Consider the following 14607-nt stretch of genomic DNA (forward strand, 5'->3'; position numbering starts at 1 on the left):
CGGGCTCGCCCAGCCGGCGGCGGGCCTGCCGGCGGGCACGCGCCTCGACGCGCTCTACGCCGCCACCGGCCTCGACCTCGTGGTCACGCCGGCCGCCTACGGCAACCTCGCAGGCCTCGGCCTCGCCCAGACCGGCAACGCCCGGGCCGTGGGCGCGGCCCTCGACCTCGCCCGCCCGGCCGCCGGCACGCGGCCGGACGCGGCGCGGGCGCGGGTGTTCGACCCGCTCTACGCGGCCGGCCCGGCGACGCTGCCGGGCGGCCTGGCGAGCCTGTCGGGCCAGAGCTACGGCGACGCGGTGATGACCGACCTCGCCGCGCGCCGTCTGCTCTCCGACACGATCGACCGGCACCAGCGCGGGCTGGGCGGGGGCGCGGGCGCGTTCAGCGCGGGCGATCCGGGCCCGGGCCCGAACCGCACGGCGCTGCAGGTGCGCGGCGGCGCCGGGGCGGCGGAGCCGCCGCTGGCGGTGGGCGAGGGCCGGGTCTGGGCCGACGCGCTGTACGGGTTCGGCGCGCGCGCCGGCGACCGGGCGGCGGCGGGCGCCGGGTTCGACGCGGGCGGGCTGCTGATGGGCGTCGACCGCCAGGTCGGGGCGGACACGCAGGTCGGCGGGGCGTTCAGCTACCTGCGCGCGGGCGGCACGTCGCGGGGCGCGGGGCTGGGTCGGTTCACCACCGACAGCTACGGCGGGACGCTGTACGCGAGCACGCGGCTCGGCGCCGTGGTGCTGCGCGGCACGGCGGGCGTGTCGTACGCGGACGGGCGGGTGGACCGGACGGTGGCGCTGGGCGCGGCGGTGTCGCAGACCACCGGGCTGTCGTCGGGCTGGAACGGCGGGGTGTCGGGCTTTGCCGGCTACGCGCTGGCGACCGGCCTGCCGGTCGAGGTCGTGCCGGAGGTGGGCTTCAGCTACGACCGGCTGACGCGGGGCCGTGTGTCCGAGCGGGGCGGTCTGGTCGGGCAGGGCTTCGGCGGGCAGGGCTTCGGCGGGCAGGGCTTCGCGGTGGCCGACCTCGACGCGGCGCGCAGCCTGGTCGGCGGGCGGGTGACGAGCTGGGCGGTGGCGGGCATTCCGGACCTGCGCCTGGAGGGTCGGGCGTACTGGGCGCACGAGCTGGCCGACACGGCGGCTTTGATCCGCTCGAGCGTGTTCGGGGCGGGGTTCGCGGGCCGGACGAGCGCGCTGGGGCGGGACGGCGCGGTTCTGGGGGGGAGCCTGACGGGGGCGGTCGCCGCGGGCGTGCGGCTGTCGGTGGGCTATACCGGCGACGTCCGCCCGGGCGCCACCGCCCAGGTGTTCACCGCAGGCCTTCAGGCCGCGTGGTAGAGCATCGACGGACCTTCGAGCGTTCCTAGCTAGCCTTACGATCGGCGGATGCATGTCGTCGCCCGCCGATCGTTTACGTGGCCCCTCCCCCCGCATTCGGCCGGCATAGCCTCCGACGCATCATCCGATCGTGTCACTCTCCAGGTCGGCCTCCTCGTCGACCATGCGGCCGGGGCTCCCGTTCGGCAGGTACCGATCGCGCTCCACGGTGCGGGCGGCGTTTCGAGTGTGCGGCCGCCTCCAGCACTCGCCCGTCGTCGGCATCCAGGCGTGCGGGCGACCTGCTATTTCGACACCCACGCATCTTCGACCCAGATCTGCCCGTGCAGATCAGAAGCCAATGCCGCAGCTATCGTCTGCTGTGCTGCCGCCGTGTCGAGATCGGAGGCGACGACGGCGTCCTCCCCCTCGGACTCGGCGGGCCCTACCGAGAAGACCTTCTCCTTGCCGGTATCGACAAGTCTCGCATCGACACCCCGGAGCTGGACGTAAGAGACGGACTTGTCCTGAGGATCCTGCCACGCGGTAGCCCGGAGCGAGATCGCTTCCTGAGCTCCCATCGGGTCCAGGTAGGACACCTTGCGGGTGAGGGCCATCTGGATCTCGCCTCGCCCGGCGTCCTTGCCCGACGAGACGATCGTCGCATCGGGGATGGCCTTCGGCAATGCGCGACCGAGGGCGGCGATCAGATCGGCGTCGCCCGGCTTCGCCTTGAGCTTGACGAGCTGGGACTTGTCGGCGACCTGCCCGTATTCCGCAGTCGCCACTCCCGGGAGCTTCTTCACCTTCTCGAGGAGCGCGGGAGCTCTCTCCGGATCGACGTCGATCGAGATCGACGAGGTGCCGCCTCTCAGGTCGGCGCAGTGCGGGACCAGACCGGCGGGATCCATCCGGGCACCTTCAGTGCGGACCAGCTTCACCAGATCGACGACGTTCGGAAGCTTCGTCGTCACCGAGAGGGTTCCGGGATCGGGTACGGGCTTGTCGCTCACGTCTTCAGGCTCGTCCTCTGCCGTCGAACCGGAGGGCAGCGCGGTCGGATCCTCCTCCGAGAACGTCAGGCCGGTGGCTGCGATGGCGACGCTATGGTCCGGAAGCTTCAGAGAGCCGTTCAGCTGCTGCTCGTCCTTCGAGCCGCTCCGCTTGATCGACACGGCGACCCGATCCCCCGCCGAGCTTGCTCCGGCTCCGGAGAAGTTCGCGCCGTCGGCCTTCAGCGGGATCACCAGACGGTCGACGCGCCGCGACAGCGTGCTTGTCGGGTAGCAGACGTCGATGCTCGCGTCGGTGATCTGGCTGCCCTGCGAGGTCAACTTCAGGACGCCGTCGATCAGATACGTCGCCGAACCGTCCAGGGACCCTTCCGAAAAGCTGAGGTAGCGGGTCGACGGCTGCTGAGGTTGCGGCTTCTTCGATTTGCCCTGGGCATTCGCCTGACCGCACAGTCCGATCAGAACAATCGTCGCCACCAGGAACCGCATGTGACCTCCCCAGGTCCGCCGATCATGTGCAGGGCATCATGCCCGACGTTGCGGTGCACGGCCACCCGATCGCGGGCCACGCATGTCGGGACAGCTTGATCGGCGACCGACGTCGGTCGTCGGTTGTCGGATCGTCCCGGATCCTGGCTGTCGGTGCCGAGAACCTCGGCCGGGGAGCGATCCGATCGAACGCCGCCTCCAGGCGCATCTCGCCGATCGTCCGGCTGTAGCCGCATCGGCCGAATGCTGGAGATGTCATCATTTGTGATGGCTCCGACCGCGGATATCTATGAATGTTGGACGTCGTCGCGAGACATCAGTTCTCAATCAAAAGACTTCCCATTCCAACGAACGTAGCCTCCACCTCCGCCATGGGCATCCATATGGACCTTCGGGATGCGCTCGCGGCCTATCTTGACGTTGGCACCCAGCATATCGTGGGCCTTCTGAAGCAATGATCCGCGACGCAGATAGAACAGTACGGAGCAAACCTGCATGCCGCAATGACTGCTCCGTGACATTTTACCGGCACATCGGATCGCCTCGTGGGATATAATCAAGTCGGGCATGCCGTCACCATCGAGATCCCGCTCGATCAGGTCGGCGGGATCGATGCGCCCTTGACGACCATCGCACCCGTCATTGATCTCCTGCTTTACCAAGTAGGCCGCCGCTCTTGATTCCGCCACAGCCGGCGCTGCAAAGAGCGAACCCATCAGGATCACGAAAGTCAGTCTTCCCATAAACATCGTACGTCTCCCGATAGTCGTCCCAAGCAGCCCGGAGTCAGCCTTTGCATTGACGCGACAGGCTTGACTTCGCTGATGCATAGCCGTCAGTCCTTACGGGCCACTTGGTGCGTTCGTCGAAGACGATGGCCGCTTTACCGCCCGAGCTCAGTAATTCATCTATGTCCGGTCGCAACGGCCAGCTGTAGAGCTCGTTGTTGGTCCTCGGCGGTACGGTCAGCTTGATCTGGCGTCCGGCAGCGGAGAGGGATAGCGTATCTCCAGCGCTTAGACCGTTCTCGACGGAGTAGATCTCGAAGGACCTTTCGCCACCGCGCCGGCACGAGACGAATATGCACAGATTGGAGGAGACGCAGGAGGTGAACGCAGGATACGGAGTTCCTTTTGCCGGCTTCCACCCCGAGTTCGCAACCTGGACGCAACACAGCATGAATAGGAGGGCAACCGCACCCGATCTGGTTGACATGATATGGTCCCTACTTTGTTGAGATCGCGTCCATTTTCACGATTTTTCCCGCTGCGCCGCAGAACAGAGCCTTGATCGTCACGGTGCGGCCGTCGCGGATCAATGTGGAATATCCATCGCGAGCAATCGCTTTCTGGCGTGGATCGGGAAAATCGTACAAAGCGGGTACGTTGATGTGCTGCTCGCCGCCTTTTTGGTTAAGTGTGAATCCGCGTACCGTTCCCTGCTCGAATGTTGGATCGCTGATGCGGCCGCGCAAGACCATCGGAGAGCAGTCCTTCGCCGGCGACAGGTTAGACATCGAGACGATTTTGCCGTCGACGGAACGATTCACTCTCATATCCGCGAAAACGACGCTGGATCCGGCGGCATATAGCAGAAATGAACCTAGATATTTTCCTATGCAACAACTTACAGCTCGCATCGAAACCTCCGTAGACGCGTATTCAAAGCAAGATTTTCGATCGCGATCCGCAGCGCAAGCCGTAAATTGGCGCAGGACTGATAATCATTTGGCTTAGAGGCTTCGGGTGGGAGCCGGCGTCACGAGCGCGGCTGGGCTCGGCGCATGCGGTCTAATTGGACTTGGCGGAGGTCTTCTGCTTCTCTACAGGTCTATGGAGACTGTCCTAGTCAAAGACTCGCGCGATTGGCTTACAAAACTAACCTCCGGCCTCTGACCGCCTGGATTGTCGAGGACATGTCCGCTCGAGTGCCCGCGTGGTGCAGAAGCAGACCGGCAGCATTCCACTCCTAACTGCCCTTCCGCTGCCGACCCAACCCAGCCGTCTGTGCCGCCGTCGGCACTTCGACATAGCAGTCATTCGCCGGCCGTCCGGCAACGTCGGCTCTGCGCGGCGAGCCGTTATGGGACCGATGCCCGTAAGCCAATAGCTTCGCTGGCTCATTGGTCAACCTCGACATAGTGTCTCGACAGATTCGCATAAGCACATCTATCTCGGTAGCTTCATAACGAAGATAGTCATCTCCAGACAAATTAATTTATATTTCCGGACCGGCGCCAAACGGAGGGATTTTAGAAGCGTCGGATTATTGGACAACGAAATTCGGCCGTCACGACAGGAGAGCGGGATTGTATGACTCTAAGAGTTAATTTTGGCCTCTAGCCGGTGCATAAATACCTGTCGTCCAATCAAGACGTAAGAGTTCAACTCCCCAAAACCTTTAAGAAAGATTTTTCCACGTTCCTCCAAGTGATAATTTTCTCTCAGACGCCAATAAGTTGTCTCCGTGACCTGGATCTGACCTTGCTCAGAACTGTGCTCCATTCTGCTGGCGAGGTTCACCGTATCCCCCCATAGGTCGAACGAGAGCTTTCGGAGTCCAATAACGCCGCTGATAAGCTGACCCGTCGCTATTCCTACTCTAACTGCTATGGGGTAACCACTCCGTTGAGCAAAGCTTTCTACCTCAGAAACTAAATCTAATGCAAAGTTGGCCATAGATTCGGCCGCGCTTCGTGTTTCACCATCAATTCCAGAGACAACCATGTAGCCGTCGCCGATAGTTTTAACCTTCTCGACGCCATGAATTTCGGTAAGTCCGTCAGCAATAGAGAATATCTCATTCAGAACCTCGACCAAATGATGGGGCGAGAGCTGCTTTGTTAACGTTGTGAACCCTACCAAATCAGCAAATAATACGTGCGCCTCGCCATGGGATTCGGCGATCACTTGATCGCCTTGTTTCAGGCGCGCCGCGATATGGCGAGGTAGCATGTTGTCGATTAATGCCTCCGATCGCGCGCGCTCGCTTTCGATCTCCTTGTCTTGAAGGAAACTCGTACGCTGCAGACTTTCGTAGCGAAACGTGACTATAGATCCTGCCGCGATAGCTGAAACGATAAAGAAGTTGTTCGCTGCCGCTAAATCTGCCCGCAGGCCGGATGCCAACACGGCCGCATTGTAGGCTAGCATCAGGCTGAGGCCGCCAAATAGAGAGGGCATAAATAGCAATCTGAAAAAACCGAAATTGAACATCAAACACAATACAATGCCGCTCATGCCCAAAGTAAGACCGTTGTGCATGTTGGAGATTATGAGGACAACGCTAGCTCCAGCAAGAAATACGTCTAAGGCAAGGATCGCTTGGGGCAGCCGGTCGCCGCCGAAAAACGTCATAGATAGCAATAATAAGGCAGTCACTGAAAAGCGGATCGCCAAAGAAAGTGATACGATCTCTGGAGCTGTTATGTAGTCCCAAATCGCAAATGATAAATAGATGGACGAACCTAGCGCCAGGGCCGACTTCGACGCATTAGAATACGTTTTGGCATAGTGACACTGAAATTCTTCCTCCAGATCAGCGGGAAATGACGGGAACATTGCACGCTCCATCATTTAACGGCATCCTATCATTTGAATTCGACTCCAGATATTTGTCGGAACCATTTGAGGCGCTGCACTGACTATTATATGAAGGGCAGTGTTGCGGTGTTGCGTATGCACGGATTCGTGGACCTGCCGTGCATATATCGGCATGTCATGAGTCCTGTATAGCGAGAGTAGTTTGCCTGCTATCGTGCTTTGGTGCTCTCCATCTTGGAACCATGTGCAGTCGGTCAGCATAATAATCCGGCCTGATTGCGGCACGGCATTCCAGTCGGCCGGGCGGGGCTTAATCGCTTCACCTGACCACGGGCAAGCCCGCACGGGCCTAGCCGCCCTCGCGAATCACCCTTCGGGAGATCGTTACCTTCAAAGTGCTAGAGCGCTCTCCGCCGAAGTGGATACCGGTTCGGCGTAGGAGAGCGCGTCAAGACAAAGGTTTAGAGCCGTGCCCGATTGCAACGCGATCGGGCACGGCTCTAGGGGCAGTCTGCTTCCTCGTTTCAGATGAATGCAGCAGCCGAACCGCTATCGGCTATGCTCTGTCGTTCAGGGCCGCTCAGACGTCGAGCAAACGGACCTTTCGAAGGTCTGAGAAGGGCCGCGAAGAGTCACGGAGATGACGTCGGCTTCCGTGCATCGCCGTCCGGAAGCGGACTGGCAGAAAACCACCCCGAGCAGCCATACGGCTTCCGACCCAACACGGCCGCTTGGATCGCTGCTTGCGTTATTCCAAAGCAGTCGTTCACCGGACCTCCGGCAACTCTAGCTCCGGATGAGGGGCGTTCACTCGCCGATTGGGGCACGCATGTCCGAACCGGAACCGGGAGCCGCGATTCCTAGGGTGCTTGTCTCACGGAATTCCCGCGCTTGAACAGGCTGGCCTATTCGGATCAGCCTCGTAGCCGAGGGGCGACCTCCCTGCCGAGCAGTTCGATTGAAAGCTGCATGGCTTCCGGCACCTGCATGGCCGAGCTCATCTGGAACGTCAGCCGCGACACCCCGCCCAGGGCCGCGCTCGCGGTGCGGGCCCGCGCGACGACCGTCTCCGGCGCACCGATCAGGTAGGTGCCCTGGGGGCCGCACATCGCGTCGAACTGTGCGCGGGATACCCCCGACCAGCCTCGTTCGCGCCCGACCGTGCCGATCATGTAGGCCCAGCCGGGGAAGAAGGCCGCGCGGGCGGCCTCGTCCGTGTCGGCCACGAAACCGACTGCGTGCACGCCGACCTTGAGCTTCTCGGGCGCATGGCCTGCCCTGCGGCCGGCTTCGCGGTAAAGGTCGACCAGGGGGCGGAAGCGCTCGAAGCTTCCGCCGATGATCGCCACCATCAGGGGCAGGCCGAGGGCGCCGGCCCGGGCGAAGGAGGCGGGCGTGCCGCCGACGCCGACCCAGACCGGCAACTCGGGCTGGTGCGAGCGGGGAAAGACTCCCTGGCCGCTCAGCGGGGCGCGGAAGCGCCCCTCCCAGGTGACGTGCGTCTGCTCCCGCAGCCTGAGGAGAAGGCCGAGCTTCTCCACGAACAGGTCTTCGTAGTCGTCAAACGCGAAGCCGAAGAGCGGGTAGGCGTCTCCGAACGAACCGCGGCCGACCACCATCTCGGTCCGGCCCTGCGAGATCAGGTCGACGGTGGCAAAGTCTTGGAACACGCGCACCGGGTCGGCCGCGCTAAGGACGGTCACGGCGCTGGTGAGCCGGATGCGCTTCGTGCGGGCCGCGGCTGCGGCGAGGATCACGGCCGGCGCCGCGTCGAGGAATTCCGCCCGGTGATGCTCGCCGATGCCGAAGACGTCCAGCCCGACCTGGTCGGCAACCTCGACCTCCGCGAGCAGGCGGTCCATGCGCTCGGCTGCGGGGACGGTCCGGCCCGTCTGAGGATCGGGCAGCGTGACGGCGAAACTGTCGATGCCGATTTCCATGAGTCGAACGTCCTGGCCCTGAATCGCAGGGTGTGTAGGGAGTGGATGATCGAACGTGACAGGACTTGAGGCGCGCTGGGCCCTGCGACCCAGCGCGCCGGGCGAACCGGCCAAGGAGGGGGCGAACCCGACCGGCTCGGCATCGCGTGGAACGGCGCGGGGGAGCCTAGGCGGCCAGGGCGTGGAGGAACGCCAGGCTGTCCGGTGTCAGCCAGTCGACACCGCCGGCGATGTAGCCGCGCACGCGCGCATCTCGGTCGACGGTGAAGGTCAGCGGCATCGACCAGCGCTGGAACGGCGATGCCGTTCCGTCGGGCCGGTCTGCCCGCAGGGTCACTGCCGCAGGGTCGTGGAGCACCCGTAACCCGCCGGCCCCGTGCCGCTGCAGGTAGGTGGAGATCGCGACCGTCGATACGGTGTCGATGCTGACGGCGACGACTCCAACGCCACGGGCCGTGAGCAAGGCCTGCTCCCGTGCGAGCCGCGGCAGCTCGACCGGGCAGGACGGACACCAGGTCGCCCACACGTACAGGAGCATCGCCTCGCGCTTCGTCGCCGCGAGAGTGGCCGTGCGGCCGGCGAGATCGCGAAGCCGGAGAGGCTGCATCGACGGCTGCGGCTCGAAGTGCACGAACTGCTTGCGTTGGCCCCTGAGAAGCGGCAGCGCGGCGGTCTGCGATGAGAGGGTGATCGTAGAGAGGGCGCCCGCGGCGAAGGCCCGACGCGTCATCTGCCCCGCGTCAGGGTTTGACATAGGCATAGCCCTCCTCCTGGAGCTCCACCGCCCGCACGATGCCGGCGGTCACGACACCAACCCCTTCCAGGAGTGGGACGGTCCGCGCCTCGTTGGTTTCCATGATCGTCCGGGTGATGCCGCAGGCGGTCAGAACCAGGTCCGGGTAGGTGCTACGCATGTACTGCAGCATCGGACCGACCGGCGTCGTATCGGACCGCATCATGTGGACGCCGCCGCCATTGGCGACGATCTCGATGCGCGCCGTCTCGCCGCGGCTCCGGTAATGCTTGAAGGCGTTGTCGGCGGTTCCAAGAGCCCGTTGCATCATGGGCTGGTCGTTGCTGCTGACGTGGTAGACGATGCGGTGGTGACATGCCGGTACTGAGGCGACGCGGGTCGGCGAAGCCGTCGGTGCGGCAGCCGCAGCCAACATCCCAGTCAAGAGATAGGCCATGATCCCCAGGATGGCCCGTCCACCAGGCCAGCGATGTCGGTCAGGCATGATCTCGCTTCTCCGGTCCTGCGCGTGTCGGCATAACCGGCGGCTGCGACGCCGCCGGCCGAGGCTAGATCAGCGGCCGCGGTTCGCGACCGCGGCGATCTGGTTGCGACGCAGGAGAGCCAGCAGGACGCAGAGGAGCAGCAGGAACACGGCGGGCGCCGCCGGCGTCGGCAGGACCGTCAGGTGGGCCAGCACCGCACCGACCATCGTGCAACCGAGCAACAGCGCGGCGAGGCCGGCATAGGCAGGGATCAGCAGCGCGATTGCGCCCGCAACCTCGATGAGCCCCGTGACGATGCGGAACCACTGCCCGAGGCCGACGAGGTCGAAGACCTGAACCATCATCGGGATGCCCGCGAGCTTGGCACCACCGGCGGCCAGGAACACGAGCGCGAGCACGATCTGCAGGGACCAGGCGAGGATGGTCATGCCGCGCGACGGGGCGGCGGGGGTGGCGAGGGTCTGAGACATGGGAGAAGGCCGTTCCGGAGAGGGGTTAGGGAAGGAAGGGTTGGCGGGGTTCAGGCGGCGAGCTGCTGCACGGCTGCGCGGGCCGAGGTCAGGGCCTGCGTCTTGTTGTGCTCGCCCGCGGCGAGCCCCTCTGCCACGACGAACTCGGGCGCGGTGATGCCGACGAAGGCCAGCGCCGTGCGCAGGTAGCTCTCGGCATGCTCGGCCGCGACGGCGCCTGTCTCAGGTCCGTAGAAGCCGCCACGCGCAACCGCCACGATGACCCGCTTGCCGCCGGCGAGGCCTTCGGGCCCGTTCGCGCCGTACCGGAAGGTCTTGCCGGGCACGAGGATGCGGTCGATCCAGCTCTTGAGCTGGGACGGGATCGTGAAGTTGTACATCGGCGCGCCGATCACGAGGATGTCGGCGCCGAGGAACTCCTCCAGTACCCGGTCGCTCTCCGCGCGGGCGGCCTGCCCGGCTGCGTCGAGAGGGCCGGCCATGGCGGAGGCCGGATGGGCGCTGGGCAGGGTGGCCGGCGTGAGGTGCGGCAGGTCGCCGGCCGACAGGTCACGGTAGGTGACCTCGACCCCCGCTCCCGCGGTCAGGCGGCCGACGACCAGCGCCGTGAGTTCCCGCGAAACGGAATTCGCCCCAAGGATGCTCGTGTCGAGGTGCAGGAGTTTCATTTTGGTACCGGGTTCCTTTTCGTTACCCGGTTATGATATTCGACCCGAAAGCCCCCGCAAGACGGCACAGGAAGGATACCAAGGTTACATGAGTGATACCAAGCCCATTAACGCCCACACACCGGAGTGCATGAAAGTATCTCAGGTGCTTTCGCGGCTTGGTGACAAGTGGAGTGTACTTGTCATCATGATGTTACGCGAGCGCTCGCAGCGCTTCAGCGAGCTCAAGCGAGGGATCGAGGACATCTCGCAGCGGATGCTGACGTTGACGCTGCGCAACCTTGAGCGCGACGGCCTCGTCAGCCGAACGGTCACGCCGTCGATCCCGCCACGGGTGGATTACGAGTTGACCCCGCTTGGCCTATCACTCGCCGAACCCGTACAGGCGCTCGGCATGTGGGTGCTCCGGAACATCGGCGAATTGAGCGCGGCTCAGGCACGCTACGATACCAGAGAGCGGGATCATACCACTGCGGCTTAGGCGGCGCCTCGCCGATGAACCGGTCACACACGATGGCCAAGCTGAGGGCGCCGAGACGAAGGCCGATAGCCTTCACCTCTTCGCCGCCAGCGATTTTCGAACCGCGCGAGACGGCAAGATCAAGGGCCTCGCCCCACCGAGCTGTTCGTAGCGGGGGAACGATCCCACTGGAGTGCACCCTGTTTGACCGGACAAGCAGCGGGGCGGGTTTAGGCACTCCGGCTGAGGTACTCTCGGGGCGAGAGCATGCGCAGGCCGGAGTGCGGGTGGATCGTGTTGTAGTCCTCGAACCAAGCCGGCAGAAGCCGCATCACGGTCTCGGCGTCGGCCAAGATGGCAAGGCGGGCATAGTCGCGCTTGAGCGTCTTCACGAACGCCTCCGCGATGCCGTTGCTCTTCGGCGAGCGCACCGGGGTGAACAGCAGCCGTAGGCCGAGCGCGGCGGCCGTCTGCGCTGTCTCCTGGGCGATGTAGGCGGAGCCGTTGTCGGACAGCCACTCGACCGGGTGCGGGGTCTTCGTCGCGCCGAACCGGCGCTCGCAGCAGGCGATCATCAGGTCGCAGACCATCTCGGCCGAGACGCCTGTCGTGGTCGCCGACCACGCCATGATCTCGCGGTCGCAAGCGTCGATGGCAAACAGCACGCGGACGACCGCACCGTCCCGGCAGCGCAGTTCGAGGTGATCCGAGCACCAGCGCACGTTCGAGCGTAACGCCACCACGGTGCCGTCGTGGGTGCGGCCGGGCCGCCGAGCGGTGTGCGGCGCGAGGGTGAGCCCGTTCGCCTGCAGGATGCGCAGCACCCGCTTGGCATTGACGCTCGTCTCGCCGCGCGAGTGCAGTGCCCGGTTCACCAGTGCGGTGACGCGGCGATAGCCGTAGCTCGGGCGGGCATCGACGATCGCGCGGATCGTCGGCAGCAGCTGCGCATCCTCGGGCTTGCGGTAGGGACCGCGCGGCTGGGCGGAGCGGCTCAGGCGTTCGGCCAAGTGGGAGCGGGCTACACCGAGCGTGTCGGTGAGCGCCTTCACCGCGAACCGCCCGTCGAACCGCCCCAGGAGCTGAGCGGCGAGGTCGGTTTTTTTGTGCGGGCGAGGTCGAGCGCCTCCTTCAGGATCTCGACCTCCATGGTCTTGCGCCCGAGCAGGCGTTCGAGGTCGCGCACGCGCCGCTCCAGCTCGCGAACCCGGCTGGTTCCGACGACCTCCTCGTCGGCGTGCACAGCCTGATGGCCGCCCTCCAGCATGCGCCGCTTCCACGAGAACAGCAGGCTGGGCGAGAGGCCGTAGCGGCGAGCGACGAACGACACGGACGAGCCGGGCTGCTGGCTCTCCTCGACGAGGCGGATCTTCTCAGTGGTGGACCAGCACCGGCGACGCTGAACGCCGGTCAGGATCTCGCCGTGCACCGGCGGGGCGGTCGGATCGGATGACATAGCCTTACCCATAGGCCAACGCCTATGCCTTCGTGAGCTATGCCGCCTGTCCGGTCAAAACGGGGTGCGGTTCACCACGCTGTTATGCGGCCCGTCGCTCCGTCCTGGAAAGGACATTCCTATCCGACGACCCTAGTCAATCGATGAGAGCTGCAGAGCAAGCCTTCCTAAGGGTTGCAAAGGGTCGAAAGCGGGTGCCGCGATGATGTCCGCTTCCTTGAATTTTTGGCAGAAAGCGGCCTGACAGAAATCCACCCCGAGCGGCCATTCCGCATGCGACCCAACCCAGCCGTTCGAGAAACGGTTGGCATTCCCGAAACGGACATCCGTCGGCAATCTGATATCGTCCGCTCGGGGAGGAAGGCGGCTGTTCGGCAACTGGGCGGAAAGCTTCAGGACCGCGCAGGAGCCGAGATAGGCGCGCTGCTCGAAACCGAACCTTCGGCTTCGCGCTCCAAACCGGCCGACGAACGAGCTCGTCATGACCACCCTCGGCGCCTTCGCTTGGAGCGCCCAAGGCCCAGATCTGTTAGGGTGAGGCGCGAACGCGAGCTGCCGGTCCGGGTCGGGGACGGCCGCGGGAGGCTGGCATGATGATATACGCCGCCCTTGTGATGGCGACGGTGCTGGCCATCCGGCCGGCATCTGCCGATCCGGTGGAGCTTGCCACCTTCCGCGACCTGCCGCGGCCAGAGCCCACCCTACAGATCGCGTATGGGGAGGATCCTGCGCAGGGCGTCGACGTCTTCCTACCCGACGGCCCTGGTCCGCACCCGGTCGCGGTCCTCCTCCACGGCGGCTGCTGGAGCGCCAACACCGCCGGGCGCGAGCAGATGCGCCATCTGGGTCCGGAATTGACGCGGCGGGGCATCGCCGTTTGGAGCATTGGCTACCGCCGCGCCAACGAGGCCGGCGGGGGCTATCCAGGCACTTACCAGGACGTCGGCGCCGCGCTGGACAGGCTCGCGGAAGAGGCATCCTCCTACCGGCTGGACCTGTCGCGGGTCGTGCTCGCCGGGCATTCCGCGGGCGGTCATCTCGCGTTGTGGGCGGCCTCGCGCGGATCGGTTCCCGCCGCAAGCCCCCTGCACGGGCCGCTCCGGGTTGTGCCGCGCGCCGTGATCAGCCTGGGCGGCGTGGGCGATCTCGGGACATTCGCCCGGTTCGTCCCGGTGCTGTGCGGCCCTGGCATCGTCGAGCGGCTTGCCCCGACGGACAAGCTCGTGGAGATCTCGCCCGCCGCCCTCACGCCTTCGGCCGGATTGATCGTCATGGTCAGCGGTGTGCTCGACCGGCTCGTGCCACCCTGGGTCGCCCACGACTATGCTCGAACCCTCAAGAGCAAACCCGTGGTCGCGCCGAAGCTAATCAACGTCCCGGATGCCGGCCACTTCGATCTTGTCACACCGTCCGCACCGGCCTGGCAGCAGGTCCGCGCCCTCGTCGAGGAGGCTCTCGAGCTCCGATAGGCGGCATGCATCGTCCCGGAAGCGGGCCTCCCCAGCGCCCGCTTAGTGTCGAAAGCGTGGATCGAGTGAGAACAGGCTGAAGGTCCGAGTGGGCGTGCGCGAACGACCGGTGCATAATCAGCCGCATCATCCACGTGTTCAAGCCTGGCCTTAAGCGGAGCGGACGCTTCGGAGAAGAGGTCGGTCTGAAAAGGCGGGCTGCCTTCTATCTCCTCCGCCCCACGGTTGCTTGAGACACCCCGTTAGCGGACGGTCTCCGCCTCAGGGGTAAGAACGATGACGACGACTACAGGAGCGGTTGCCGGTGCGGTCGGACCTGGCCGGGGTGGGCGCATGTCCCGGCAGCGCAAGCGGGACGCGGTGTTGCGGCTTCTGCGTGGTGAGGACCTGGAGAGCGTCTCGCGCGGCCTGGGCGTGACGGCGGCGACCTTGTCGGGCTGGCGCGATGCTTTCCTGGCGGCGGGCGAGGCCAGCCTGTCCACCCGGCCCCTCGATGCGGAGGCGCTGGAGAGCGGGCGTCTCAAGGCCAAGCTCGGCGAGATGCTGCTGGAG

At 65.0% G+C, this 14607-nt stretch carries 15 protein-coding genes; 4 read left to right on the forward strand and 11 right to left on the reverse strand.

The window, feature by feature from the left end; translation table 11 throughout:
- The coding region (locus tag BLW78_RS30155) for an autotransporter outer membrane beta-barrel domain-containing protein (RefSeq protein ID WP_139307796.1) at positions 1–1330 on the forward strand (1330 nt) is incomplete at its 5' end.
- A 284-nt stretch (positions 1331–1614) separates the two neighbouring features.
- Here BLW78_RS30155 and BLW78_RS30160 read toward each other — a convergent pair.
- From BLW78_RS30160 to BLW78_RS30190, 9 genes are all read right to left on the reverse strand, one after another.
- The gene (locus BLW78_RS30160) at positions 1615–2811 is read right to left on the reverse strand and encodes a hypothetical protein (protein WP_091683961.1); all 1197 of its coding nucleotides are present in this window, start codon (positions 2809–2811) and stop codon (positions 1615–1617) included.
- A gap of 323 nt (positions 2812–3134) precedes the next feature.
- Positions 3135–3560 carry a hypothetical protein gene (locus BLW78_RS31200; protein ID WP_139307797.1) on the reverse strand — a complete coding sequence of 142 codons (426 nt, stop codon included), beginning with the start codon at positions 3558–3560 and terminating at the stop codon, positions 3135–3137.
- A 476-nt stretch (positions 3561–4036) separates the two neighbouring features.
- On the reverse strand, positions 4037–4360 hold the full coding sequence (locus BLW78_RS31205; protein ID WP_139307798.1) for a hypothetical protein: 324 nt from the start codon (positions 4358–4360) through the stop codon (positions 4037–4039).
- A 769-nt stretch (positions 4361–5129) separates the two neighbouring features.
- The gene (locus BLW78_RS30165) at positions 5130–6386 is read right to left on the reverse strand and encodes an adenylate/guanylate cyclase domain-containing protein (RefSeq protein WP_091683963.1); all 1257 of its coding nucleotides are present in this window, start codon (positions 6384–6386) and stop codon (positions 5130–5132) included.
- Between the two features lie 881 nt (positions 6387–7267).
- On the reverse strand, positions 7268–8293 hold the full coding sequence (locus tag BLW78_RS30170) for an Atu2307/SP_0267 family LLM class monooxygenase (RefSeq protein ID WP_091683965.1): 1026 nt from the start codon (positions 8291–8293) through the stop codon (positions 7268–7270).
- Between the two features lie 166 nt (positions 8294–8459).
- Positions 8460–9047, reverse strand: a complete 588-nt coding sequence (locus BLW78_RS30175) for a TlpA disulfide reductase family protein (protein WP_170855295.1) — start codon at positions 9045–9047, stop codon at positions 8460–8462.
- Complete coding sequence (locus tag BLW78_RS30180; protein ID WP_139307799.1) at positions 9034–9483, reverse strand: DsrE family protein; 450 nt, start codon at positions 9481–9483, stop codon at positions 9034–9036. The genes BLW78_RS30175 and BLW78_RS30180 overlap by 14 nt, the downstream gene beginning before the upstream one ends.
- 117 nt (positions 9484–9600) lie before the next feature.
- Positions 9601–10002: a DoxX family protein gene (locus tag BLW78_RS30185; protein ID WP_091683971.1), complete on the reverse strand. Its 402-nt coding sequence runs from the start codon at positions 10000–10002 to the stop codon at positions 9601–9603.
- A gap of 50 nt (positions 10003–10052) precedes the next feature.
- Positions 10053–10670 carry an FMN-dependent NADH-azoreductase gene (locus tag BLW78_RS30190; RefSeq protein WP_091683973.1) on the reverse strand — a complete coding sequence of 206 codons (618 nt, stop codon included), beginning with the start codon at positions 10668–10670 and terminating at the stop codon, positions 10053–10055.
- Between the two features lie 88 nt (positions 10671–10758).
- Between BLW78_RS30190 and BLW78_RS30195 the strand changes: the two genes are divergently transcribed.
- Positions 10759–11151, forward strand: a complete 393-nt coding sequence (locus BLW78_RS30195) for a winged helix-turn-helix transcriptional regulator (protein WP_091683975.1) — start codon at positions 10759–10761, stop codon at positions 11149–11151.
- Positions 11152–11360: 209 nt separating this feature from the next.
- Here the strand turns inward: BLW78_RS30195 and BLW78_RS30200 are convergent.
- Together BLW78_RS30200 and BLW78_RS31210 are read right to left on the reverse strand one after the other, a co-directional pair.
- A protein-coding gene (locus tag BLW78_RS30200) for an IS3 family transposase (RefSeq protein ID WP_091683977.1) occupies positions 11361–12598 on the reverse strand; the annotation gives its coding sequence in 2 pieces (ribosomal slippage) (positions 11361–12238 and positions 12238–12598; 1239 coding nt in all).
- Between the two features lie 120 nt (positions 12599–12718).
- Positions 12719–13069, reverse strand: coding sequence for a hypothetical protein (locus BLW78_RS31210; RefSeq protein ID WP_139307800.1), 351 nt, complete (start codon positions 13067–13069; stop codon positions 12719–12721).
- Positions 13070–13176: 107 nt separating this feature from the next.
- Here BLW78_RS31210 and BLW78_RS30205 point away from each other — a divergent pair, with 107 nt between their 5' ends.
- Complete coding sequence (locus tag BLW78_RS30205; RefSeq protein ID WP_244527115.1) at positions 13177–14055, forward strand: alpha/beta hydrolase; 879 nt, start codon at positions 13177–13179, stop codon at positions 14053–14055.
- A 276-nt stretch (positions 14056–14331) separates the two neighbouring features.
- Positions 14332–14607, forward strand: a 276-nt coding sequence (locus BLW78_RS30210) for a helix-turn-helix domain-containing protein (protein WP_139307754.1), incomplete at its 3' end; no start/stop codon positions are given.

Source organism: Methylobacterium sp. 275MFSha3.1 (genome assembly GCF_900108435.1).
Classification (GTDB): domain Bacteria; phylum Pseudomonadota; class Alphaproteobacteria; order Rhizobiales; family Beijerinckiaceae; genus Methylobacterium.

What these genes read in the sequence shown, in the direction of transcription:
- BLW78_RS30160 (WP_091683961.1), bottom strand. Translation starts at nt 2,811, where the DNA reads ATGCGGTTCCTGGTGGCGACGATTGTTCTGATCGGACTGTGCGGTCAG.
- BLW78_RS31200 (WP_139307797.1), bottom strand. Translation starts at nt 3,560, where the DNA reads ATGTTTATGGGAAGACTGACTTTCGTGATCCTGATGGGTTCGCTCTTT.
- BLW78_RS30165 (WP_091683963.1), bottom strand. Translation starts at nt 6,386, where the DNA reads ATGATGGAGCGTGCAATGTTCCCGTCATTTCCCGCTGATCTGGAGGAA.
- BLW78_RS30170 (WP_091683965.1), bottom strand. Translation starts at nt 8,293, where the DNA reads ATGGAAATCGGCATCGACAGTTTCGCCGTCACGCTGCCCGATCCTCAG.
- BLW78_RS30175 (WP_170855295.1), bottom strand. Translation starts at nt 9,047, where the DNA reads ATGTCAAACCCTGACGCGGGGCAGATGACGCGTCGGGCCTTCGCCGCG.
- BLW78_RS30180 (WP_139307799.1), bottom strand. Translation starts at nt 9,483, where the DNA reads ATGGCCTATCTCTTGACTGGGATGTTGGCTGCGGCTGCCGCACCGACG.
- BLW78_RS30185 (WP_091683971.1), bottom strand. Translation starts at nt 10,002, where the DNA reads ATGTCTCAGACCCTCGCCACCCCCGCCGCCCCGTCGCGCGGCATGACC.
- BLW78_RS30190 (WP_091683973.1), bottom strand. Translation starts at nt 10,670, where the DNA reads ATGAAACTCCTGCACCTCGACACGAGCATCCTTGGGGCGAATTCCGTT.
- BLW78_RS30195 (WP_091683975.1), top strand. Translation starts at nt 10,759, where the DNA reads ATGAGTGATACCAAGCCCATTAACGCCCACACACCGGAGTGCATGAAA.
- BLW78_RS31210 (WP_139307800.1), bottom strand. Translation starts at nt 13,069, where the DNA reads ATGACGAGCTCGTTCGTCGGCCGGTTTGGAGCGCGAAGCCGAAGGTTC.
- BLW78_RS30205 (WP_244527115.1), top strand. Translation starts at nt 13,177, where the DNA reads ATGATGATATACGCCGCCCTTGTGATGGCGACGGTGCTGGCCATCCGG.